The 23,134-nt window shown below is 71.2% G+C and carries 20 protein-coding genes and 3 pseudogenes; 10 read left to right on the top strand and 13 right to left on the bottom strand.

What is annotated here, in order from left to right; translation table 11 throughout:
• Nucleotides 1-115 precede the first annotated feature (115 nt).
• Genes OG936_RS08895 through OG936_RS08885 form a run of 3 tightly spaced genes read right to left on the bottom strand, consistent with a single transcriptional unit; the run spans nt 116 to nt 3,143 of the window.
• Nucleotides 116-955: a heme ABC transporter ATP-binding protein gene (locus OG936_RS08895; protein WP_406493731.1), complete on the bottom strand. Its 840-nt coding sequence runs from the start codon at nt 953-955 to the stop codon at nt 116-118.
• Nucleotides 952-2,052, bottom strand: coding sequence for a FecCD family ABC transporter permease (locus OG936_RS08890; RefSeq protein ID WP_406493729.1), 1,101 nt, complete (start codon nt 2,050-2,052; stop codon nt 952-954). The genes OG936_RS08895 and OG936_RS08890 overlap by 4 nt, the downstream gene beginning before the upstream one ends.
• Nucleotides 2,049-3,143 (bottom strand): hemin ABC transporter substrate-binding protein, encoded by a 1,095-nt coding sequence (locus OG936_RS08885; protein WP_406493728.1) that lies wholly within the window; start codon nt 3,141-3,143, stop codon nt 2,049-2,051. The genes OG936_RS08890 and OG936_RS08885 overlap by 4 nt, the downstream gene beginning before the upstream one ends.
• A 138-nt stretch (nt 3,144-3,281) precedes the next feature.
• On the opposite strand from OG936_RS08885, the gene OG936_RS08880 reads away from it, so the two are divergent.
• The 3 genes and pseudogenes from OG936_RS08880 to OG936_RS08870 all read left to right on the top strand — a co-directional run.
• Nucleotides 3,282-4,700 carry an HtaA domain-containing protein gene (locus OG936_RS08880; RefSeq protein WP_406493727.1) on the top strand — a complete coding sequence of 473 codons (1,419 nt, stop codon included), beginning with the start codon at nt 3,282-3,284 and terminating at the stop codon, nt 4,698-4,700.
• 64 nt (nt 4,701-4,764) lie between these two features.
• Nucleotides 4,765-6,345 (top strand): HtaA domain-containing protein, encoded by a 1,581-nt coding sequence (locus OG936_RS08875; protein WP_406493726.1) that lies wholly within the window; start codon nt 4,765-4,767, stop codon nt 6,343-6,345.
• A 101-nt stretch (nt 6,346-6,446) separates the two neighbouring features.
• A pseudogene (locus OG936_RS08870) lies at nt 6,447-6,575 on the top strand (PhzF family phenazine biosynthesis protein); the annotation flags it as partial.
• A gap of 71 nt (nt 6,576-6,646) precedes the next feature.
• Here the strand turns inward: OG936_RS08870 and OG936_RS08865 are convergent.
• Together OG936_RS08865 and map are read right to left on the bottom strand one after the other, a co-directional pair.
• Nucleotides 6,647-7,312, bottom strand: coding sequence for a heme oxygenase (biliverdin-producing) (locus OG936_RS08865; protein ID WP_383750560.1), 666 nt, complete (start codon nt 7,310-7,312; stop codon nt 6,647-6,649).
• Between the two features lie 270 nt (nt 7,313-7,582).
• A complete protein-coding gene (gene map, locus OG936_RS08860; protein ID WP_406493724.1) occupies nt 7,583-8,440 on the bottom strand; it encodes a type I methionyl aminopeptidase in 858 nt (285 codons plus the stop codon).
• A gap of 58 nt (nt 8,441-8,498) precedes the next feature.
• On the opposite strand from map, the gene OG936_RS08855 reads away from it, so the two are divergent.
• Nucleotides 8,499-8,729, top strand: a complete 231-nt coding sequence (locus OG936_RS08855; protein ID WP_266745821.1) for a hypothetical protein — start codon at nt 8,499-8,501, stop codon at nt 8,727-8,729.
• Between the two features lie 49 nt (nt 8,730-8,778).
• On the opposite strand, the pseudogene OG936_RS08850 reads toward OG936_RS08855, so the two are convergent.
• Nucleotides 8,779-8,976 (bottom strand): annotated as a pseudogene (locus tag OG936_RS08850) (MFS transporter); the annotation flags it as partial.
• 104 nt (nt 8,977-9,080) lie between these two features.
• On the opposite strand from OG936_RS08850, the gene OG936_RS08845 reads away from it, so the two are divergent.
• The gene (locus OG936_RS08845) at nt 9,081-9,605 is read left to right on the top strand and encodes a DUF6262 family protein (RefSeq protein WP_406493722.1); all 525 of its coding nucleotides are present in this window, start codon (nt 9,081-9,083) and stop codon (nt 9,603-9,605) included.
• A 350-nt stretch (nt 9,606-9,955) separates the two neighbouring features.
• On the top strand, nt 9,956-11,116 hold the full coding sequence (locus OG936_RS08840) for a hypothetical protein (RefSeq protein ID WP_406493720.1): 1,161 nt from the start codon (nt 9,956-9,958) through the stop codon (nt 11,114-11,116).
• A 67-nt stretch (nt 11,117-11,183) separates the two neighbouring features.
• Here the strand turns inward: OG936_RS08840 and OG936_RS08835 are convergent, their stop codons facing one another.
• From OG936_RS08835 to OG936_RS08825, 3 genes and pseudogenes are all read right to left on the bottom strand, one after another.
• Nucleotides 11,184-11,576: a hypothetical protein gene (locus OG936_RS08835; RefSeq protein WP_406493719.1), complete on the bottom strand. Its 393-nt coding sequence runs from the start codon at nt 11,574-11,576 to the stop codon at nt 11,184-11,186.
• A gap of 292 nt (nt 11,577-11,868) precedes the next feature.
• Nucleotides 11,869-12,429, bottom strand: a pseudogene (locus OG936_RS08830) (MFS transporter); the annotation flags it as partial.
• A gap of 117 nt (nt 12,430-12,546) precedes the next feature.
• Complete coding sequence (locus tag OG936_RS08825) at nt 12,547-13,149, bottom strand: hypothetical protein (RefSeq protein WP_406493717.1); 603 nt, start codon at nt 13,147-13,149, stop codon at nt 12,547-12,549.
• 141 nt (nt 13,150-13,290) lie between these two features.
• Between OG936_RS08825 and npdG the strand changes: the two genes are divergently transcribed.
• Entirely contained in the window at nt 13,291-14,001 is a 711-nt protein-coding gene (gene npdG, locus OG936_RS08820) for an NADPH-dependent F420 reductase (protein ID WP_406493715.1), read from the top strand.
• 110 nt (nt 14,002-14,111) lie between these two features.
• On the top strand, nt 14,112-14,285 hold the full coding sequence (locus tag OG936_RS08815) for a hypothetical protein (protein ID WP_266745817.1): 174 nt from the start codon (nt 14,112-14,114) through the stop codon (nt 14,283-14,285).
• Nucleotides 14,286-14,293: 8 nt separating this feature from the next.
• Here OG936_RS08815 and OG936_RS08810 read toward each other — a convergent pair whose 3' ends face one another.
• On the bottom strand, nt 14,294-15,091 hold the full coding sequence (locus tag OG936_RS08810; protein ID WP_406493714.1) for a site-2 protease family protein: 798 nt from the start codon (nt 15,089-15,091) through the stop codon (nt 14,294-14,296).
• Between the two features lie 235 nt (nt 15,092-15,326).
• Here OG936_RS08810 and OG936_RS08805 point away from each other — a divergent pair, with 235 nt between their 5' ends.
• Nucleotides 15,327-18,731 carry an AfsR/SARP family transcriptional regulator gene (locus tag OG936_RS08805; protein ID WP_406493712.1) on the top strand — a complete coding sequence of 1,135 codons (3,405 nt, stop codon included), beginning with the start codon at nt 15,327-15,329 and terminating at the stop codon, nt 18,729-18,731.
• Between the two features lie 132 nt (nt 18,732-18,863).
• Here the strand turns inward: OG936_RS08805 and OG936_RS08800 are convergent, their stop codons facing one another.
• The 3 genes from OG936_RS08800 to panB all read right to left on the bottom strand — a co-directional run bounded on the left by OG936_RS08800 (nt 18,864) and on the right by panB (nt 21,760).
• Nucleotides 18,864-19,712, bottom strand: coding sequence for an ABC transporter permease (locus tag OG936_RS08800; protein WP_406493710.1), 849 nt, complete (start codon nt 19,710-19,712; stop codon nt 18,864-18,866).
• Entirely contained in the window at nt 19,709-20,731 is a 1,023-nt protein-coding gene (locus tag OG936_RS08795) for an ATP-binding cassette domain-containing protein (protein ID WP_406500366.1), read from the bottom strand. Before OG936_RS08795 ends, OG936_RS08800 begins: the two co-directional genes overlap by 4 nt.
• 141 nt (nt 20,732-20,872) lie before the next feature.
• The gene (gene panB / locus OG936_RS08790; protein ID WP_406493709.1) at nt 20,873-21,760 is read right to left on the bottom strand and encodes a 3-methyl-2-oxobutanoate hydroxymethyltransferase; all 888 of its coding nucleotides are present in this window, start codon (nt 21,758-21,760) and stop codon (nt 20,873-20,875) included.
• Nucleotides 21,761-22,198: 438 nt separating this feature from the next.
• Between panB and OG936_RS08785 the strand changes: the two genes are divergently transcribed.
• A complete protein-coding gene (locus OG936_RS08785; RefSeq protein WP_406493708.1) occupies nt 22,199-22,918 on the top strand; it encodes a TetR/AcrR family transcriptional regulator in 720 nt (239 codons plus the stop codon).
• Nucleotides 22,919-23,134: the final 216 nt, after the last annotated feature.

Below are 23,134 nucleotides of genomic sequence, written 5' to 3'. Positions count from 1 at the left end.
GAGGCTTACCTGACTGGTACCCACCCGTGCAGTGATTCACCTCTCACCCCGGCGCTACGGGAACGGGTCGATCACGACTGCCTCATGACGGCATCACGGAATGGTCAAACGGAGGTCAAGTCCTTCGTGTCGGTACGACGAGGGGCGCCCCGGTCCGCGGATGCGGGAACACCTCGACCGGCTGCCGGTAGACCTCGCCGAGCAGCTCGCCGGTGAACACCTCGGCGGGCGGGCCGGCCACCGCGATCCGCCCGTCGCGCAGCACGGCCGCCCGGTCCGCGTACGCCGCGGCCAGCCCCAGATCGTGCAGCACGACGACGACCGCGTCCCCGGCGGCGGCCCGTTCCCGGCAGATCCGCAGCACCAGCTCCTGGTGGCGCAGATCGAGCGCGGCCGTCGGCTCGTCGAGCAGCAGCAGCGGAGCGCGCTGCGCCAGCACCCTGGCCAGCGCGACCCGGGCCCGTTCGCCGCCGGACAGCGCGGAGAACGGACGCCCGGCGAACTCGGTGACCTCGGTGGCCGCCATCGCCGCGGCGACCGCCCGGTCGTCCTCGTCCGCCCGCTCCGTCCCCGCCCAAGGCGCCCGTCCCATCCGTACGACGTCCGCCACCGGGAACGGGAACGACAGCGCGGCGGACTGCGGCAGCACCGCCCGGCGCAGGGCCAGTTCGGCGGCCGACCAGTCGGCGACCGGGCGCCCGTCGATCCGTACCTCACCGCTCTCGGCGGGCAGATCGGCGGCCAGCGCGGCCAGCAGCGTCGACTTCCCGGCCCCGTTGGGCCCGACGAGCGCCAGCACCTGGCCCGCGTGCGCGGTCAGCTCGATGGAGTCGAGCACCGGCCGCTGCCCCAGCCGCACCCGCAGCCCGCGCGCCTCGGCGACGGGGGAGCCGGGGGAGACGGGGACGGGCAGCCGCCGGCCGCGCACCCGGAACGGGTTCTTCAAGGCACTCATGCCCAACCACCTTGTCTGCGACGGGTCCTGCGCAGCAGCCAGAAGAAGAACGGGCTGCCGAAGAGCGCGGTCAGCACACCGAGCGGCAGCTCGGCGGGATCGGCGACGGTACGGGCCGCGAGATCGCCCACCACCAGCACCAGGGCGCCGCCGAGCGCGCTGGCGGGGACGAGGAAGCGATGCCCGGGACCGTTCGCCATCCGCAGCAGATGGGGAACGAGCAGCCCCACGAACGAGATGATCCCGGCGACCGCCACCGCGGCCGCGGTCAGCAGCGCCACCACGAGGACGAGCACGATCCGCAGCCGCTCGACATCGACCCCCAGGTGCCGGGCGGGCCGTTCGCCGAGCGCGAGGAGGTCCAGCTTCCGGGCGTAGAACGGCGCGACGAGCAGCCCGAACGCCGCGCACGGCAGCACGGCGAGCACCTTCGGCCAGGTCGCCTGAGCCAACGAGCCCAGCTGCCAGAACGTGATCTGCGAGATCTGCGCGTTGTCGGCGAAGAAGACGAACAGCCCGATCAGCGCACCCGCGAAGGCGTTGACCGCGATCCCGGTGAGGATCAGCGTCACGACCTCGGTCCGCCCGCCCGACCGCGACAGCGCGTACACCAGCAGCACGGTCGCGAGCCCGGCGGCGAACGCGCAGACGGTGATGGTCCAGTTGCCGAAGAAATTCAGCCCGAGCGCGATCGAGGCGACCGCGCCGACCGCCGCACCGGAGGAGATGCCGATCACCCCCGGCTCGGCGAGCGGGTTGCCGAACACGCCCTGCATCAGGGCGCCCGCACAGCCCAGCGACGCCCCGACGAGCAGGGCGAGGACGACCCTCGGCAGCCGTACGTTCCACAGCACGCTCTCACCGACCCGGTCCAGCGCCGCTCCGCCGAGCCCGAGCCGGTGCTGGACGGAGCCGAGGACATCCCCGAGCGGGATGCTGTACGCGCCGAGCCCGGCGGAGAGCAGGCAGCACACCACGAGAGCGGTGAGCAGCCCCGCGGTCAGGGCGAAGGCGGTGGAGCGGCGGGGCCGGGGCGCCCGCGGTTCCGGGGCCGCCGTGGTGGCCGGCCGGGTGCGTTGCTCGTACGAGGTGGTCACTTGGCCGCCTCGTCCTTCGGGTGGAGCTGCGCGATCAGTTCGCTCAGCACCCGGTCCGTGCGCGGTCCGTAGTTCAGCAGCACGCCGTCGTCGATGGAGACGATCCGCCGGTCCATCCCGGCCGGGGTCTCGGCGACGCCCGGGATCTTCACCAGGCCGTCGACGCCGCCCACCGATTCGAGCCCCTTGCTCATCACCAGGATGGCGTCGGGGGCGGCCTTGGCGAGGGCCTCGCTGGTGATGGCGGTGAAGTCCTTCTTCAGCCCCGACGCCTTGCCCGCGTCGACGGCTCCGGCCGCTTCGATGAGCGAACTCGCGCCGGAGTCGCGGCCGCCGAGCAGATAGACGGAGGCCGAGCCGCGCAGATAGAGGAAGGCGACCCGGGGCTTCTCGCGCCCCGGCGGCGTTCCGTCCGCCGGGGCGGGCGCGGACTTCCGTACCGCGTCGATCCGGGACCGGGTGCGCGCGTTCAGTTCCGCGCCCGAGTCCGGCACACCCAGGGCCGCCGCCACGGTGTCGATCCGGGGGCCGACATCGGCGAGTTCCCTGGCCGGCTCGACCACGACCAGCGCAATGCCCGCGTCGCGGATCTGGTCGATGGCCTCCTCGGGGCCGGTCGTGGTGTCGGCGAGGACGACGGTCGGCTTCAGCGACAGCACGCTCTCCGCCGAAACATCATGAGCGCGGGTCACCACCGGGAGTTCTGCCGCCTGTTCGAAGGTCGCGGTGATGTCGCGGGCCACGACCTGCCGGCCGAGGCCGAGCGTGAAGACGATCTCGCTCAGGCTGCCGGTCAGCGGAACGATCCGCTCCGCCGAGGTGACGGTGACCTCGGCGCCGTCCGCCGACTTCACCGTGACCGGCAGGTGCGGCTCCGGGGCAGTGGTCAGCGGCTCGACGCGGTCGGCCGGAACGTTCTTGCGATGGGCGGCGGGGGTCCCCGTATGCGTATCCCGGCCGCAGCCAGTCAGGAGGAGGGTCAGGGCGACGACGGCCGTCAGGGTGCCCAGTTGTCCACGGGTCCTGACCGGCCCGCGCCCCGGCCGCCGGAAGTCCTGACCCGGCTGGGCGAAGTCCTGCGAGAAGCGCACGGGGGCACCGTCCTGTCTTTCTGCGGTGAGCAGTTGGCAATGGATTGCGAGCAATGCGGTGGAAGGGGGTACCCACCACGGAATGCGCATGGCTTAGGTTAGCCTTACCTGACTCGCTAGACCTCGGAGGGGTCCCCCATGCTGCCGTCCAGACCTGCCCGCACGCCCGGACAGGCCCTGACCGTCGCGCTTCTCGCGGCACTGCTGGGAGCTCTGCTCCCGGCCACCACCGCGCAAGCGGCGAGCCGCACGGTGCAGGGCGGCCGACTGGACTGGGGCATCAAGTCCTCCTTCCAGAGCTACGTCACCGGCCCCATCGCCAACGGAAGTTGGAGCCTGACCGGCGGCGCCGCCACGGTCGGTGGCAGCCAGTTCCGCTTCCACTCCGCCACCGGTTCCTACGACCCGGCGACCGGCGCCTTCCGCTCGGGCTTCGCGGGCGGGATCCGCTTCATCGGCCACGGGAAGTCCGACGGCAGCCATGAACTGGACCTGACCGTCAGCAGCCCCACCGTCCGCATCACGGGCGGCAACGGCACCGTGTACGCCGACATGGTCAGCAAGGACCGGGGGAGCGGCCGTGTCACGTCGGCCGCGCAGGTGCCGCTCGCGACGCTCGGGCTGTCCGGGATCGACATGAGGGGCGGTGCCACCCCCATCGTCCTCAGCAACGTCCCGGCGACCCTGACCGCACAGGGCGCGAAGGCGTTCGCCGGCTACTACACGGCCGGCACGCCGCTCGACCCGATCAGCCTCTCCGTGGACACCACCGCACCGGCCGGGAAGCCCGCCGCGACCAGGTCACCCGAGAAGCCGGCGGAGCAGAAGAAGACCGAGAAGACCGAGAAGGCCGTGGGCCGTTTCGAGGACGCCGCCGTCGACTGGGGCGTGCGCCGGACCTTCCGCGAGTACGTCACGGGCGCCGTCGGCAAGGGGAAGTGGACCCTCGCCGACGGCGCCCAGGACGGCGGGGCGCTCTTCCGCTTCCCGCGCGGCGAGGGCACGTACGACCCGAAGCGGCAGACCCTGGACGCCGCCTTCGCGGGCAGCGTCCGCTTCACGGGCGCCGACGGGCTCGATCTGCAGCTCTCCGCGGTCGCGGTCCGGGTGAAGGCGGGCAGGGGCACGCTCTCGGCCGACGTCCTGAGCGGCGGCGACCGGCGCAAGGCCGTCCCGCTCGTCACCTTCACCGCGAAGGACTTCGCACCGAAGGACGGCCTCGCCGTCCTCACCGAAGCTCCCGCGACCCTCACCGCCGACGGCGCCGAGGCGTTCGGCTCGCTCTACCGTGCGGGAACCGCGATGGACCCCGTCTCGCTGGCCGTCGCCGTCGACGCCAAGGCCCAACTGCCCGCCCTGCCCGACCTGGGCAGCGCCCCGGACCCGTCCGAAGCGCCCACGGAGAAGACCGCCACCACCGCGGCGTCGGTGTCGGGCTCCGGTTCCGGTTCCCGCACCGGGCTGTATCCCGGCATCGGTGGCGCGGGCGTGCTCGCCGCCGCGGCGGGCGCGCTGTACGTCGCCCGTCGCCGCAGAGCCCGGCAGAGCACCGACTAGACCTCCGTCCCACCTCGATTCACTTCCTGTCACTTTCTGTCGCTTCATGAGGAGACCACCGACCATGGCAGCCCCCCGCCGCCCCATAGCTCTCGCCGCCGCCGTCGCCACGGCAGCCGCCCTCGGCGCCACCGCGTTCGCCCTTCCGGCGCTCGCCGCCGACAGCGCCGCCCCCGCGGGCGCGGCAGCCGCCGCACCGACATTGGCACTGCAGGACGGCATGTTGGAGTGGGGCGTCAAGGAGTCCTTCCGCACGTACCTCGCCTCCGCGTTCTCCGGCGGGAAGATCACCGTCAAGAACGGCGCCACCCAGGCACCCGACAACGGTGTGTTCACCTTCGCCAACGGCAAGGGCACCTACGACACGGCCACGCACGGCACCGACACGGCCTTCGAAGGCGGCGTCAGCTTCTACGCCCACGGCGGCGTTCTCGACATCACGCTCTCGGACGTGAAGCTCGCCACGACCGGTAGCGGCGGCGCGATCACCGTCGATGTCACGACGCCGGAAGGCACCCGCGACGACGTGGTGTTCGCGGCCCTCGACCTGTCGGCGGTGAAGCCGGGCCGGGGCACGGAGGGTGCGATGGTCTTCAAGGACATCCCGGCGACGCTGACGAAGGCGGGCTCCGAGGCGTTCAACGGCCAGTACAAGGAGGGCGACCCGCTCGACCCGGCCACGCTCTCGGTGAACGTGGCCTCGGCCCCGACCGAGGAGCCGACCCAGAAGCCGACCACCGAACCGACCGGGAAGCCCACGACGGAGCCCACCGGGAAGCCGGCCACCGACCCCACGGAACGTCCCACCTCGACCGCGTCCCCCTCCCCGTCCGTCCCGTCCTCCTCCGCCCCGGCCACCGGCAAGCCGGCCGCCGCGGACGAGGGCGCGATCGTCGACGGCACCCTGGACTGGGGCGTCAAGAAGTCCTTCCGTACGTACGTCACCGGCCCGATCGCCCACGGCAAGGCCGAGACGACCGCCGGTGCCACCGCGTCCGGCGACGGCTACCGATTCCCCGATGCCACCGGCCACTTCGACGCCGGGAAGCAGACCCTCGACGCGGACTTCGACGGCAAGGTCCGCTTCCTGGGCCACGAGGAGAACGGCGCGTACACCCTCGATCTCTCCCTGACCAACGTGGAGATCCAGGTGAACGGGACAAAGGGAAGACTGATCGCGGACGTCTCCACCAAGGACCGCGAGACCAAGAAGGTCACCACCTACACCGGTCTCGCCGTCGCCGACCTGAAGCTGCCGAAGGGTGAACTCGCGGCCAGGAACGGCGTGGTGACCCTCTCCTCCGTGCCGGCGACCCTCACCGCCGACGGAACCAAGGCCTTCGGCGGCATGTACCGGGCGGGTGAGCCGCTCGACGCACTGACCGTCGCGGTCGCCCTCGACAAGGACGCCGAACTCCCGGGCGGCACGGGCGGTACAGGCGGCACGGGCGGCACCGGCTCCACGAGCCTCGCGGGCGGCGGCAGCGTGGGCGGTGGGTCGGTCGGCGGCTCGGTCGGTGGCTCGGGCTCCCTCGCCGCCACCGGCTCCGGCATCCCGGCCGGCGCCCTGTTCGCCGCCTCGGGTGTCGTCGTGGCGGCCGGCGCCGGAGTGGTGATCGCCGCCCGCCGTCGCCGTACCGTCTGATCCGTCCGCACCACCGGGCAACACCGCCCGGGTGACGGCCCGGTCGCAGAGCCGTCACCCGAGCGGTGCTTGAATGCCCGGGTGATCGGCGGCGACTTGAGCTGGGCCGCGCCCTCGACATCAGGCAGGGACGAGGCTCCCGGATCCTCACCGCACCCGCACCGGACGGCACGGTGGACATCGGGGGCCGCGTCCTGCCGGCTGTTCGATCGAACCCGTCCGGCGTCTGAGGACAAGACGGCGCGGCCGGCGGGGGTGGCCGGTGCACTCCGGTCCCCCCGCCGGCCGCGCCGCCGGGGCCCTATGCGCTGAGCGCGAACACCTCGCCCAACTCCCGGAACACCGCCGTGTTCAGCGCGAACGCGCGCTTGCACTCGTCGACGATGCGCTGCTTCTCCAGGTCGTCCGCGTTCACCGCGTCCAGCAGTTCGCGGTAATCCCGCTTGAATGAGGCGGGGTTGGAGATCTCCTCGAAGACATAGAACCGGACCCCGTCACCCTTGCGCGCGAAGCCCCAGGTCTTCTCCGCCTTGTCGCGGATGATCTGGCCGCCCGAGAGGTCGCCGAGATAGCGCGTGTAGTGGTGCGCGACGTAACCGGCGGGCCAGGTACGGGCGCACTCGGCGACCCGGGCGGCGTACGCGGCCGTGGCGGGCAGCGGCTCCAGGCCCTCCTGCCAGTCCGCACCGCGCAGATGGGCCAGATCACGCTCCAGTTCGGCGGTACGCATCAGCTCGGACTGTATGAACGGGCCGGCGACCGGGTCGCTCCGCAGTGCCTGCGCCCCCTCTTCCAGTGCCCGGTACACGAACCACAGCTGTTCGGTGTAGCGCGCGTACGCGTCCACACCCAGGCGCCCGCCCAGCAGATCGCTCATGAAGGTCGAGGTCTCCGCCTCGGTGTGCTGTTCGTGCGACGCGGTGCGGATGAGTGTCGAGAAGGGGGTGGCGGCGGCGGTTGCGTCCAAGGCGGGCCTCCGGGGACCGAGGGGACGGGAATGTCCGGGAAGAGACGGAAAAAAGGCGGCAGCGACCGCGTACGGCGGCTGCTGTCGACAACTCCGATCTTCCTACTTAGGCTTACCTAAGTCAATAACTTCCCGACGGTCTGTCGGTAAAACGATACGCCTGATTCCGCCGCCGCGCGGGAGCACGCGAAAGCGGCCACCCGGAGATGGCCGCTTTCGAAGGAATCCGAAGGAAACTCAGGGAAACCCAAGGATCCGTGTCGTCGGTGGTTACGGGAGCGTCAGGATCTCGGCGCCCGTCTCCGTCACCACCAACGTGTGCTCGAACTGGGCGGTGCGCCTGCGGTCCTTCGTCACCACGGTCCAGCCGTCGTCCCACATCTCGTACTCATGGGTGCCCAGCGTCAGCATCGGCTCGATGGTGAACGTCATGCCGGGCTGCATCACGGTGGTCGCGTGCGGGCTGTCGTAGTGCGGAATGATCAGTCCGGAGTGGAACGAGGAACTGATTCCGTGCCCGGTGAAGTCCCGCACCACCCCGTACCCGAAGCGCTTCGCGTACGACTCGATGACCCGCCCGATCACATTGACCTGCCGCCCGGGCCGGACCGCCTTGATGGCCCGGTTCAGCGACTCCTCGGTGCGCTCCACGAGCAGCCGGGACTCCTCGTCCACGTCGCCGCAGAGATACGTGGCGTTGTTGTCGCCGTGCACACCGTTGATGTACGCCGTGACGTCGAGGTTCACGATGTCGCCGTCGCGCAGCACCGTGGAGTCCGGGATGCCGTGGCAGATCACCTCGTTGAGCGAGGAACAGAGCGACTTGGGGAATCCGCGGTAGCCGAGCGTCGACGGGTAGGCGCCGTGATCACACATGAACTCATGGGCGACCCGGTCGAGTTCGTCCGTCGTGACACCCGGGGCGATGTGCTTGGCGGCCTCCGCCATCGCCTGCGCGGCGATTCGCCCCGCGATGCGCATGCGCTCGACGGTGCCGGCGTCCTGGATCTCCGGACCGGTGTACGGGGTGGGGGCCGGCTTGCCCACGTATTCGGGGCGCCGGATGTTTCCGGGCACGGAACGGATGGGAGTGATCTCCCCGGGTACGAGCAGCGACTGGCCAGACATGTCAGCGAGTCTAACCAGCGTGCGTGGGGCAGCATGGCCCCGAGGGAAGGAGCCGGACATGGCCCTGTTCAAGAAGCGCACGGTCGGCAAACCGGGCGAGTGGTACTACTGCCTGCAGCACCAGAAGGTCGAGGAGGGCCCCGAGTGCCCGGCCAAGGACCGCTTCGGACCGTATGCCTCCCCCGAGGAGGCGCGGCACGCGATGGAGACGGCGCAGGAGCGGAATCTCGAATGGGAGACGGACCCCAAGTGGCACGACCGGGACACACCGCCCGACCCGGAGGCGTGACGGTCCAGCCCGTCCGGCGACTGAGGTCCGGGGGCGAAGCCCCCGCTCCTCAGACCGCTGAGGAGCTGGATGCTCTGGCCACCCGCCTGCGTACCGCGTCCTCGTCGGTCTCGGAGTCGTACGTCAGCAGCTTCGGCATCGCCGCGGTGAGCAGCGCCACCGAGGCCACGCACGCCACACCACCGCTCCAGACCGCGGAGCGGGTCCCCGTCCAGCCCGCCATCGCGCCGGCCCGCACCTGCCCCAGCAGATCAAGGAGGCCACCCGGACCCTGCGCAAGACCCGCACGGTCTCCCTCGGCATGCCCGGCATCCGGGCCCCGGAGCCGAACCTGCGGCTGGAGCGCGACGCATGACCACATCACCGGACCACCTGGCCAAGGCCCGGGCTGCGGACTCCGAACGCCGCAGGTCCCGCGTCCTGAAAGCCCTGGACCAGCTCGCCGCCAATGGCGAGGAGATCAGCGTCTCCTCGGTCGCCCGCGCGGCCGGCGTTCACCGTAGCCTGATCCACCGTCACAACGACCTGCACGCGGCCGTTCTCGCCCGCGCGGCCGAGCCCCCGACCCGCGCAGCGGTGGCCACACAGGTCAGCCGCCAGTCGCTGCTGGCCGACGTCGCGAACCTCACGGCCCGCAACAGCCGCTTGTCCGCGCACATCACCCGGCTTGAACGGCGCCTGTCCGAGGCACTCGGACAGGCCGTCTGGGAAGCCTCCGGCCTCGGCGCCCCGGCAGACGTCGAAACGCTCACCCGCCGGGTCGCCGAGCTGGAGCAGCAGATCCTCGACCTCCGCGCGGAACTTACCGAACGGGACGAGGATCTCACCGCCGCCCGGACGGCCAACCGCGAGCTGATGACCCAGGTCAACCGCTAACCGCGCCCTGCATCACCCCACCACGGGTCTGGTTGGTCGATGCACGGCGCGTATGGCGTCGCTGAGGTCGCGGTGTCGCCCGCCAGTCGGACCGGCGAGCCGCAGCACCTCATCACGATCGGTTTCGACGCATCCGTCGGCGACGTATGTGAACAGGTCCCGCAGGAAGCCTTTGAGGATCCGTCACCACGGATATCCGAGCTCACGGCTACCTGCCGTCACAGCTCGATCACTAGGTCGTCAATCGAATGTTTATCCCACGCTGCGAGTCTCCCTCGCGCACAAGGGAGGGCTCGAAATCTTCGCGCCCCAACCGCGCCACCCCCAATCAGATCCCCGATGGAGAACACGTGCAGTCAAGAATATCGAACCTCTCCCGCACCGTCGGCTCCCGCAGCGCCAGTGTCAAAGCCTCCTTCGCCGCTGTCGCGCTCGTCGCCAGCCCCCTCGCCGGACTGACCACGTCGGCAGCTGCCGCCGACGCCCCCGGCAACCCGGCACCCCTGAGCACACAGCAGCGCTCCGACCTCGTCGAACAGCACCTGGGCATCGGTCGCACCAGCGGCGGCCAGGCCGCCCTCGTCAACAGCGCCCTGGCCGACCGGGGCGTGACCTCCGCTGCCGCCCCGGGGGCTGTGACACTGTCCTGGAAGCCCTACACGGCCGACGCCCGCTACACCATCGTCCGCGACGAAACTCCCCTCACCACCACCAAGCCGGGCCAGGCCACCTTCAAGGACACCAACGCCACCGCCGGCGCCTCCTATCAGTATCGGATCATCCCCGAGCTCAAGGGCGACACCTCCACCGCCCGCACCTGGGGCCTCACCGTCGCCGTGCCCGAGGTCAACCGCGGCGAGACCGAAGCGGCAGCCGTCCAGCGCACCGCCACCACCCAGGCCGCGGCCGCCAAGGCGGCGGCCACCACCACCTTGACGTGGACGACGTTCATCCCCGAGAAGTACATCAACCAGCCCATCCCCAAGGCGTGCAAGTACTGGGGCTCAAAGTACGTCTACGGCGGCGACAACCGGGGCTTCGACTGGAAGAGTTCCCGTTACCGCACCTCCGCGTCCGCCGTCATCGACTGGAAGAGTCACAAGGTCAGCGGATCCACCTCCGTCAAGGCCACCCACGTCTACAAGAAGTCCAACAAAAAGCTGGTCGCCAAGAAGACCGCCAGTGCCAAGGACATGAAGGTCAAGAAGCTCGGCGCCGGCTCCGGATACGCCGACATCCGCATGGTGACCCACTCCACCAACCCGTTCTGCGGCGGTGTCGCCAAGGTCAAGGGAGCCATCGACGGCGCCCTGACGTTCCACATAACCCGCGGAGGCTGGGAAATCCGCTCTGGCAACCACCGGCAGATGCCCAACCACGAGATCTACATCTACAACGGTGGCCGCGTCACCTGGGTCTACAAGAGCAAGTACGCTTCCCCTTTGTGCCTCGTCGGCTCCGCGATGTGCGACCTGAAGAACCTCACCGGCTACTACGGCAAGTACAAGTAAGCATCCGAGCATGAGGAAGGCCCCCGGCGCCAGGCGCTGCCGGGGGCCTTCCTCGTACCGCGAAAAGCTAGGCGAAGACCTTCTTCCAGGCCATCCCGCCGAAGCCGAACACGAAGAACACGTAGCCGGTGTACAGGGCCCAGATCCATAGCATCCCGCCCCACTCGCCCCACGTCGTGGCCACGACCGTCACGGTGAACAGCGCCAGCAAAGCAAACGTCAGCCCAGCTCCCGGCCAGAAGTCGGAGCGCAGACCGTCATAGCGTCGGAAGGCCGCCACCACGCCGACGACCTCACCGACCAGCAGCAACGGCACCAGAACCATCCGGGTACCGAACGTGAAGAACAGCCCGTCCGGCTCCTCCGAGAACCCCCACAGCATGGTCGTCACCGTAGCCAGCAGCCACGGCACCACGGCCACCCAGATGACCAGCGGAAGCACCACACGCCTGACCAGCATCGCAGCAGACCCCCAAACAGCATTGCTCACTAAACCCACGCTACCCTGCCCCGCCCCGCCACAACGCAAGGGGGGGTCTGTCCTGCCAACGGCTCTGGCCCGTCGGAAGGTGACGCCGGGTGTCCGTCAGGGCAGGAAGATGCGGTGGCGGAGGAGGTAGCGCCTTCGACCGGTGCCGCGAGCCACGACCTCAGTCCGCGACACCTGTCGCGCACCCACTGCCCACCAGCGCCATGCCGCTGAACTGGGCGATCATCGTGCTTCCTGGGCTCGCACTCCGGGCAGCCCCGAGAGAAGCGACGTGCCCGGCGTAGGCCACCACGAGTCCCGCCACCGCCGGGCCGGTGATCGCGCCGAACTGCCAGCGCAGCGAGTTCAGCGCGGCGGCGGCGGTCAGCTGGTCGTGCGGCACGATCCGGGCCATCAGGGAGTCCAGCGCGGGCCGCTGGAGCCCGGCGAGCGCGGAGACCCCGCCCGCCACCAGGTAGAGCGGCCAGAGCATCGGGTCGGGCAGTGCGGCGTTCACCAGGAGGACGAGGGCCAGCAGCCCCAGCCCCGCCTCGGTGCCCAGGATCACCTTGCGGCGGTCCGCGGAGTCCGCGAGGGCCCCGCCGTACAGACCGAAGACCACCAGCGGCACCAGCTCGACCGCGCCCATCGCACCGACGGCCAGCGGCGAACCCGTCAGCTCCTTGATCTGGAGCGGCAGCGCGATCAGTGCCATGAAGCTGCCGAAGTACGTCACCAGACCCTGGATCCAGAGCAGCCGGAAGTCGGCCGACGAACGCAGGGGGGAGAGATCGGGCAGCAGGGCGGAGAACCGGCCCGCCGCCGGGGAGGGAGCTGAGGTCACGAGGGGTCATGGTCCGGCGCCGTGGACGGTCCCCGCAACAGATTTTCCCGGCGGCGGGGAGCCCCGGAGGAGCCGGCGGCCGGGGAGTGCGCCGGCTCCGTCGTTGGCACCGGACGCTCACCAGCGGGCCGGTGGCGGGGCAGTCAGCTGGTCGGCGAGCCGGGACAGCCGGTCCCGGAAGCGGCGGTTCCCGCGCGGGGCCGGGGCGCTGTTCTCGCCGGCCGCCGCGCTCACCAGATGCTGCACGGTGTCCAGGTCGACGTCGTCGGTGCCGGTCACCGCGAGCGTCTCGTGGGCGAGCCCCCGCACTTCCGGATCGCCGCCGTCCAGCGAGAGGACCGTCGCCCCGGCCCGGCGGGCGTCGTGGACCCGCTCCAGCAGCCCGGCGCCGGGCCGCTCCGGGGCCACCAGCATCAGCGTCTCGCCCCGCCCGGCCGCCTCGATCCGGCCCAGACCGACGGCCAGATGTGCCGGGTCGCCCGGCTCGACCCGGTGGCGTACCAGGGTGGGCGTCAGCTCCGGCAGCCCGGACCAGGTGGACTCGTCGACGAGATGGGCCGCCAGATGCCACGGCTCGTACGCCGCCGTGCCCACCAGCAGCAGCCCGCCGCCGTGCGGGACGACGGACGACCTGAGTGCCCCGGCGAACCGCCGGGCCGCGGCGGGCCACTCGGTCCCGGCGAGCACTTCACGCAGCAGGGCGACGCGTACGGCATCCATGGCCCGGCATCATGCCGCAGGAGCACCGTCCGGTACCGGAGAACGGCTCCGAACCAGCCGAACAGGGCCGTCACGGAGCGACGGATCCCTGAGTGGGAGTGGACCTGCTCCCCGTTCGTGGCGAGCAGTAATGTCGCAGCCATGACTACGAATGACAAGGGCAGCGCGGCCAAGCCCCCCGCCAAGGACCCCTGGGACCTCCCCGACGTCTCCGGGCTGACCATCGGCGTACTCGGCGGTACCGGGCCGCAGGGCCGCGGGCTCGCCTACCGGTTCGCCCGCTCCGGGCAGAAGGTGATCATCGGATCCCGTGCCGCCGACCGCGCGAAGACCGCCGCCGACGAGCTGGGCCACGGCATCGAGGGCGCCGACAACGCGGAGTGCGCACGGCGCAGCGACGTCGTGATCGTCGCCGTGCCGTGGGACGGCCACGCCAAGACCCTTCAGTCGCTGCGCGACGAACTCACGGGCAAGCTCGTCATCGACTGCGTCAACCCGCTCGGCTTCGACAAGAAGGGCGCCTACGCCCTGAAGCCCGAGGAGGGCAGCGCCGCCGAACAGGCCGCCGCCCTGCTGCCGGAGTCCCGGGTCACCGCGGCCTTCCACCACCTCTCAGCGGTGTTGTTGCAGGACGAGGCCATCGAGGAGATCGACACCGATGTGCTGGTGCTCGGTGAGGCCCGCGCCGACACCGACCTCGTGCAGGCACTGGCGGGCCGGATTCCCGGCATGCGCGGCATCTTCGCCGGGCGGCTGCGCAACGCCCACCAGGTCGAGTCGCTGGTCGCCAACCTGATCTCCGTCAACCGCCGCTACAAGGCGCACGCCGGTCTGCGCACCACCGACGTCTGAGGGGCTGTTCGGCTCCCGAGGGCGTTCCCTGCGCACCCTGCGGCGAGCGGAAAGGGGCATGAGGGACACTGGACGGGACCACGCATCACCCCGGACAGGAGTCGCTCCTCATGCCCCGCCTCGCTCTCTACGCCATCGCCGTCTGCGTCCTGGCCGTCGTCGCGGCCGTGATCTCGTTCGTCCAGGGCAGCCTGCTCGGGATCGTCTGGGTGCTGCTGGCCGGGCTCTCGTCCAACATGGCGTGGTTCTACCTGCGCCGGCAGCGCGCACAGACCGCCGGCTGAGCGGTGGATCAGAGGCCGACCGCGCAGACCGGGTCGGCCGACTGCCAGAAGCGGTAGGTGTCGAAACCGCAGTACGTCGTGAAGTCGCTGACGCCCAGTGTCCGCAACAGGGAATGGATCGCGTCGAAGAACACGTGGTTGACCTCGGGAATCCACAGGATGCCGAAGACCGCGATCAGCCCGAACGGGGCGAACGGCTCGACCTGCCGTCGGATCCGGTACGAGAGCCAGGGCTCGATCACGCCGTAGCCGTCCAGCCCCGGCACCGGGACGAAGTTGAGGATCGCCGCGGTGACCTGGAGCAGTGCCAGGAATCCCAGCGCGTACTGGAAGACGACCGGGACGCCGTCCAGCGCGTGCAGCCAGAACGGCGCCGTGCAGACGAAGGCGAACAGCACATTCATCAGCGGGCCCGCCGCGGAGATCAGGCTGTGCTTCCAGCGCCCGCTGATCCGGCCCCGCTCGATGAAGACCGCACCGCCGGGCAGACCGATACCACCCATGATCACGAACAGCACCGGCAGCACGATGCTCAGCAGAGCATGGGTGTATTTCAGCGGATTCAGGGTCAGATAACCCTTCGATCCGATGGAGATGTCCCCGCTGTGCAGCGCGGTACGGGCATGCGCGTACTCGTGCAGACAGAGCGACACCACCCAGGCCGCCGTCACGAAGAGGAAGACCGCGGCCCCGGGCTGCTGTGCGAAATCCGTCCACACCGCCCAGCCCGACACCGCCATCACGGCGAGGATCCCGAGGAAGACCGGGCTGATCCGCCGGTCGCTGCGGGCGCTTGCGGTGGTCATCGGCGAACTCCTGATGGCTGGCCGGAAGGGGGACGGGGCGGTGCGCGGCGAGAGCGACCGTACAGGCGACACGTCGTGAACGTCTCGCATCGGGGCGGTGGTTCCGTGAAGGGTGGGGCCATGACGAACGACCCCGGCACACGGTGCGCACCGCGCACATACCGCACGCGGGTGCGGACGTACGTATGTCCACCGACCGATCCACCGACCGATCCCCGTCACGGAGAATAGGCGCGTGCGCTACTGCATCCTCGGCACCACCCAGGTACTCCGCGACGACGGCACGGCCGTCGCGCTCGGCGGGGCGCGGCTGCGCGCCCTGCTCACCGTCCTCGCGCTGCGCCCCGGCCGCACCGTCCCGGCCGCCGTGCTCGTCGACGAGGTGTGGGACGGCGACCCGCCGGCCGACGCGGTGGGCGCCCTGCAGGCACTCGTCGGACGGCTGCGGCGGGCCCTCGGCCATGCGGCGGTCGCCTCGGCGGAGAGCGGCTACAGGCTCGCCGCCGAGCCGGACGCGGTCGACCTGTACCGCTTCGAGCGGCTCGCGGGGGAGGCGGCGCGGGCGCTGGAGGAGGGCGACGCGGCGAAGGCCGTGACCGCCTTCGACGGCGCGCTCGCCCTGTGGCGCGGACCGGTCCTGGCCGACCTGCCCGACCGCGGCGCCCTCGCGGCCCGCTGGGCGACCCGGCGCCTGGACGCCCGCCGCGGCAGGCTCGCCGCGGACCTCGCGCTCGGCCGCGCCGACGAGGCCCTGCCCGAACTGGCCGCCCTCTGCGCCGAGCACCCGATCGACGAACCGCTCCAGGTGCTGCGGCTGCGGGCGCTGCGCGACGCCGGGCGTACGGCGCAGGCGCTGGCCGCGTACGACGAGGTGCGCACCGTCCTCGCCGACCGGCTCGGCACCGATCCCGGACCAGAACTGCGCGCCCTGCACGCCGAGTTGCTCAGCCAGGAGCCGACGGGACCGGCGGGTGCCGCGGGTGGCGTGGTCCCGGTGGTGGTGGCCACTGGGACCACGGAGACCGAGCCCGCCACCCCCACCACCGCGACGAACCTCGCCACGACTGCCCACCCGCACCGGCCCCCCACCGCCCCGCCGCGGGGAAACCTCCGGGCCCGGCTCACCAGCTTCGTCGGGCGCGAGGGGGACATCGACGCCCTGCGCGAGGACCTCGCGCACGCCCGGCTGGTCACGCTCCTGGGCCCCGGCGGCGCGGGCAAGACCCGGCTCTCCCAGGAGGCCGCCGAATCCGTCGCCCCCGCCTGGCCGGACGGCGTCTGGCTGGCCGAACTCGCCCCCGTCGACGACCCCGAGGCCGTACCGGAGGCCGTGCTGACCGCCGTCGGCGCCCGCGAGACCGTGCTGCGCGGAGCGGGTGCCGAAGAGCTCCGGGTCGCCGAAGGGAACGCGGGCGACCCCCTCGTACGCCTCACCGAGCACTGCTCCCGGCGCCGCATGCTGCTCCTCCTGGACAACTGCGAGCACCTCGTCGGGGCCGCCGCCGCCCTCGCGGACCATCTGCTCGCCCACTGTCCGGAACTCACCGTGCTCGCGACCAGCCGTGAACCCCTCGGCGTGCCGGGCGAGTTCGTCCGCCCCGTCGACCCGCTGCCCGACCCGATGGCGCTCCGGCTGCTCGCCGACCGTGGCGCCGCCGCGCGGCCCGGCTTCCGGATCGACGCCGACGAGGAGACCGCGGCCGCCGCCACCGAGATCTGCCGCCGCCTCGACGGACTGCCGCTGGCCATCGAACTCGCCGCCGCCCGGCTGCGGATGCTCACTCCGCGCCAGATCGCCGACCGGCTCGACGACCGGTTCCGCCTCTTGACCAGCGGGGCCCGTACCGTACTGCCCCGACAGCAGACCCTGCGCGCCGTCGTCGACTGGTCCTGGGACCTTCTCGACGATGCCGAACGCGCCGTCCTGCGCCGCCTGTCGGTCTTCGCGGGCGGCTGCACCCTGGCCGCTGCCGAGGCCGTCTGCGCCGACGCGCCACAGGACGTGCGTGAGGTCGCCGGGCTGCTCGGCTCGCTCGTCGACAAGTCCCTCGTCGTCGCCGCGCCCGCCGACGACGGCGAGATGCGCTACCGGCTTCTGGAGACCGTCGGTGAATACGCCGCCGAACGGCTCGACGGGGCCGGGGAGCGCGATGCCGCGGAGCGCCGCCACCTGGTGTACTTCCGGGAGCTGGCCCGTACCACGGACGCCGAACTCCGCGGCGCCGGACAGCGGTCCGCCATCGACCTCCTCCAGCGCGAGTACGAGAACATCCGCACCGCTCTGCGCCGCGCCGTCGCCGCCCGCGACGAGCAGGAGGCGCTCTGCATGGTGCTGTCGCTCTGCTGGTACTGGCAGATGCGCGATCTGCGCACCGATGCCCTGCAGTGGGCCGACGCGACCGCCGCGCTGGGCCCCGACCCCTTCGCACCGCCCGCCGAGCCCGCGCCGTCCCTCCATGAACGCTGCACCGACGCGCCGCCGCCGATGTCGCCCGAACTGCTCCAGGAGGCGCGGCGCCAGGTGGCCCTGGTCCAACTGGTCAGCATGGACCACTCCAGGAACGTGTGGGCCGACAAGAAGGGCATGGCCCGGCTGCGCGTCATCGCGGACACCTACCGGGCGGGCCAGCCGCAGACCTGCCGCACCCCCGCGTCGCTCTGGTTCTTCGCCGTCATGCTCACCGGGGAGGCAGGTGATCTGCGGGAACTGCTGGACGAAACGGTCCGCGCCAGCCGCGAGTACGGCTACGAGTGGGAGCTGGCCGGAGCTCTCCAGATGCGGGCGAACGTCCTGGCCAACCGGGTCGAATGGGCGGGTGACGCGCGGGCGGACGCGGACGAGAGCCTGGAGATCTTCAGCCGGCTCGGCGATGACTGGGGCGTCGCCGAAGCACTCTCCTCCCGGGGCGAGGCCAACGAGAAACGGGGCGATTACACCCGCGCGGCCGACGACTACCGGTCGGCCATCGGCTACGCGCAGCGGCTCGGCGCCCAGTCCCAGGTGTCGGTCCTGCGCGCCAGATACGCGTCCGCCCTCACCGAAATGGGCCGTGGCGACGAGGGCGAGAAGATCCTCCGCGAGGTGATTGCCCAGGAGCACGGGACGGGGCACGAGGCGAGGCCCGCCGCCAGACTCCAGCTCGCGCTGTGGCTGGGCCGCAGCGGCCGTACCAGCGAGGCGCGCGATCAACTGGACGTGCTGCGCGAGGAGTTCCGCTCCGAGACCATGGCGATCTTCGAGGGGTTCGTGACGGGTGGGCTGGCCTGGCTGGACAACGAGGACGGACTGTACACCGAGGCCCTGTCCCGGGGTCTGGAAGCGCTGGCGCGGTCCCACGACCCGCTGTCGCAGATGGTGGCACCCCAGATGTCCGTCATCCATCTCGTCACCCTCGCACGGGCGTTGGCCGGAATCGGCGGCGAGCGACGGGCCACGGTCGCGGCCCGGCTGCTGGGGGCCGGCCGGGCACTGCTGCCCCAGGGGCATGTGCCGACGTCGATGGAGCGGCACGAGTACGCGAGGGCGGAGGAACGGGCCGTCGCCGTCCTCGGCCGGGCCGCGTACGACGCCGCGTACGCCGAGGGCGGCGGCCTCACTCTGGAGGAGGCCACCGCCCTCGTCGACGCGTACCGGGAGTGAACGCGGCCCGGACCACCGGCCGACCGCGTACGTACCGGCGCCGACCACCGGCCCGCCGCGCACCGACGCCGACGCCGACCGCGCACCGACGCCGGCACGGGCACCTGGCACCGACCGGCATCGGACCGCGTCTCAGGACTTCTTGCGGAACTTGGCGACCGCGAGCGGCGCCATCACCGCGGTGATCACCGCGGCCCAGCCGAGCGTCACCCACACCGAGTGGGCGACCGGTCCGCCCATCATCAGACCGCGCGCCGCGTCCGCCAGATTGGACAGCGGGTTGTAGTCGGTGAACGTCTGGAGCCAGCCGGGCATCGTCTTGGTCGGGGCGAAGATCGAGGAGCCGAACTGGAGCGGCATCAGCACGATCATCCCCATTCCCTGAACCGCCTGGGCCGTCTTCATGGCCAGCCCGAGCAGGATGAAGATCCACATGATGGCGGCGCCGAACACCGCCGACAGCGCGATCGCCCCGATCAGCCCGAGAATCGAGGTCTGCAGTTCCATACCGAGCGCGAAGCCCATACCCAGCAGGATCAGGGTGGCGACCATCATCCGGCCGAGCTCGACCACGATCTTGGCGATGAGCACCGAGGAGCGGGCGATCGGCATCGTCCGGAACCGGTCCATGACGCCCTTGCGGAAGTCGTCGTTGACACCGGTGCCGACCGCCATGGCGATGTTCATGCCCATCATCGCCATCAGGCCGGGGATCAGATAGTTCAGGTACTCCTGCCGGCCGCCGCCCATGCTGCCGCCGACCGAACCGCCGAATACGTACACGAACAGCAGCGTGAAGATGACCGGCATCAGGAGCGCGTCGAACATCGACTCCGGATCCTTCTTGATCTGGAGCAGATTGCGCCGAACCAGTGCACCGATGTGGCGCAGATTGCTGCGCAGCCCGATCCGGCCCTCGTCGTGGAGTGGCTTCGCCGGTGCGGTCCCGGCGGGGGTGGGCGTCAGAGTCGCTGTGCTCATGCCGCGACCTCCTCGGGGATCGTGTCGGTGACGGAAGAGCTCTTCTCGCCGGTGATGGCCAGGAAGACCTCGTCCAGGCTGGGCAGTGCGGTGGCGACATGCGCCAGCGAGAAGCCCCGGGTGCCGAGCAGGCCGATGACGGCCGTCAGCTGCTCGTCGCTGAGGATCGGTACGTACAGCAGTCCCTCGTCCGGGACGGCCTGCGCGCCCGAGACCCCGTCCAGGCCGGCCTCCCGGATCGCCTGCGCCATCGCGGGCAACTGCGCCGGGTCCGACGGCCGGATCTGCAGGGTACGGCCGCCGACCTTGGCCTTCAGCTCGTTCACCCCGCCGCGGGCGATGATTTTGCCCCTGTCGATGACGGTCAGCTCGTTGGCGAGCTGCTCGGCCTCTTCCATGTACTGGGTGGTGAGCAGCACGGTCGCCCCCTCCGCGACCATTCGCTGCACCTCGTCCCAGACCTCGTTACGGGTCCGGGGGTCCAGCCCCGTCGTCGGCTCGTCCAGGTAGAGGACGGCCGGGCTGCCGATCATCGAGGCGGCCAGGTCGAGCCGGCGCCGCATGCCGCCGGAGTAGTCCATCGCGGCCTTCCTGGCCGCGTCGGTGAGCGAGAACCGCTCCAGGAGCTCGTCGGCCCGGGACCGGGCGGTCTTGCGCGGCAGGTCGAGCAGCCGCCCGATCATGTAGAGGTTCTCCCAGCCGGAGAGCTTCTCGTCGACCGAGGCGTACTGCCCGGTCAGACCGATGGTGCGGCGCAGCTGCCGGGGCTGCTTCACCACGTCGTAGCCCGCCACGGTGGCGTGTCCGGCGTCGGGCAGGATCAGCGTGGACAGGCAGCGTACGAGCGTGGTCTTGCCGGCGCCGTTGGGGCCGAGCACGCCGAGCACGGTGCCCTCGCGGACATCGAGGTCCACGCCGTCCAGAGCCTTGGTCGAGCCGTAGTGCTTGACCAGCCCCCGGACCTCGACGGCGTTCGTGCCGCTCCTGGGGTTCTTGTCGATTCGCGTCATGCCCACCATGGGACCAGATGCCACCGACAGTCCACCTACAACGGACCGACAACGGGCCGACAGCCCGCCGATGGGGGATGTCGGCGGGCTGTCGGTGGTGCGGGCAGTGGTCCGTGCCGGGGCCGGTACGGACGGCCGGGCCCCGGGGGATCAGTGGAAGGTGTGCTCGGGGGCCGGGAAGCTGCCGCCCACGACCTCCTCCGCGAACTCCTTCGCCGCGTCACCCAGCACCTGGCGCAGGTTCGCGTACTGCTTGGTGAAGCGCGGCACCTTGCCGCCGGTCAGCCCGACCATGTCGGTGTAGACCAGCACCTGGGCGTCCGTGTCGGGACCGGCGCCGATGCCGACGGTCGGGATGTGCAGGGTGCGGGTGACCTCGGCGGCCAGCTCGGCCGGTACGAGCTCCAGGACGACGGCGAACGCGCCCGCGTCCTGCACGGCCTTGGCGTCGCGCAGCAGCTGCTGGGCGGCCTCCTCGCCGCGGCCCTGCACCCGGTAGCCCATCGCGTTGACGGACTGCGGGGTCAGACCGATGTGGGCCATGACCGGAATACCGGCGTCGACCAGCAGCCGGATCTGCTCGTGGCTGCGCTCACCGCCCTCCAGCTTGACCGCACCGACACCGGCCTCCTTGACCAGCCGGGTGGCGTTGCGCAGGGCCTGGACGGGCCCTTCCTGGTACGCCCCGAAGGGCAGATCGCCGACGATCAGGGCGCGCCTGGTGCCCCGTACGACAGCGGCGGAGAGGATGGCGATCTCGTCCATCGTGACGGGCACGGTGGTCTCGTAACCGAGGTGGCAGTTACCCATGGAGTCGCCGACGAGCATGACCGGGATACCGGCCTCGTCGAAGACGGACGCGGTCATCGCGTCATAGGCGGTGAGCATGGGCCACTTCTCGCCGCGCTCGGTGGCGGCGACGATGTCATGGATGGAGATACGGCGGGTGCTCTTGCCTCCGTACAGCGCCTTGCTGCTGTCGGTGGGGGCACCCGCGGGGGATGCGGCGGACTTGCTCTGCGCAGCCTGCAGCGACATTGCCAACGGCTCCTTCGTCATCTCGAGGCGCCCTGTCGGCGTCCCCGGACCGGCTCCATGGTGGCATCCCGCGCCCGTCCACGGGAAGTGGGCCCGCGCACGCACACCGACGGCACCCGGTAAAGACTTTCCAATACGAGACGGTATCGTATCGAAATAATATAAGCTCCGGGCATGTCCATACCGTCGGGCGCTCGCGCCGCCCTGCCCCGGGTCCCTGATGCGGTCCACCGCCGCCGTTGGGCGATCCTCGTCGCGGGCGAACGGCCGGTGCGCGCCGGGGCGGACCGGTGACGGCCCCGACGAGCTGAATCACGCCGCCCCGGGTTCCCGACAGATCCCCGGGTCCCGGACCCGGGGGCGGCCCACAGAGGTACCGCCGCAGTCGGCGAGAATCGAAGTGGGGGCGGCGGGTGGTGCGGCGAGAGGTGGATTCACGTGCGGGCAGAGGCAGAGGCAGAGGCAGAGGCAGCGGCAGCGGCACCGGTCGAGGCACAGGCGGAAGCGCAGCCGGAGACGCAGGCGCAGGACCGGAAGTGCCCGGTCCGGCAGGATGCGGAACCGCGCAGGGGCCGACCGCGCAGCGCGGCGGCCGAGCGGGCGATCCTGGACGCCGTCGTCGAACTGCTGGAGGCCGGTGAGCCCCTCGCCGGCCTGTCCATCGAACGGATTGCCCGGACCGCCGGGGTCGGCAAGGCGACCATCTATCGGAGGTGGAGCGGCAAGGAGGAGCTCTTCGTCGACGTCCTGCGCGACGTCGAACCCTCGGAACCCGCCGTCTCCGGCACCGCTGGACTCGACGACCTGCGGCTGCTGCTGGAGTCGTTGCGCCGGCGCGGCCTCGCCCAGCGCTCCTCCGTCCTGCTCCACAACGTCTTCGCGCAGATGAAGAGCCACCCCAAGCTGTGGACCGAGTACCACTGCACCGTCATCGCCCCCCGCCGCGTCGCCATGCTGGCCGCCGTGCAGCGGGCGGTCGACGCGGGCGAGCTCCGCGGGGACCTGGACGTGGAACTGATGGACGACCTGTTCCTGGGGCCCATGCTCGTACGCACCATCCACCGCCCCGACGCGCCCCTGCCCGAGGACCTCGCGGACCGCATCATCCAGGCACTGACGGAGGGCCTCGCCCCCCGCCCCGCCGTCACGGACGGCTGACGTGCCCGGCTCACCACGGAGGCTGACCTGCGTGGCCCGCCACGGGCGGCTGACCCGTCCGAGTGTGATCGTTCTGTCACAAGCCCCCGCAGACCCCTCCCGGCCGGAACTCTCCGGACCCCGCCCGTCGTCCTCGTGACAGTACGGCCGCCGTGGACGACAAGAATCACGCCGCCCATCGCCTAGGGTCGAGGGCGCGGCGACACGCAAGGCAAG

The sequence above is a fragment of the Streptomyces sp. NBC_00846 genome, assembly GCF_045207325.1.
Classification (GTDB): Bacteria; Actinomycetota; Actinomycetes; order Streptomycetales; family Streptomycetaceae; genus Streptomyces.
Note: the sequence above shows the minus strand (reverse complement) of the source record. Positions and strands in the feature narration are given on the sequence as shown.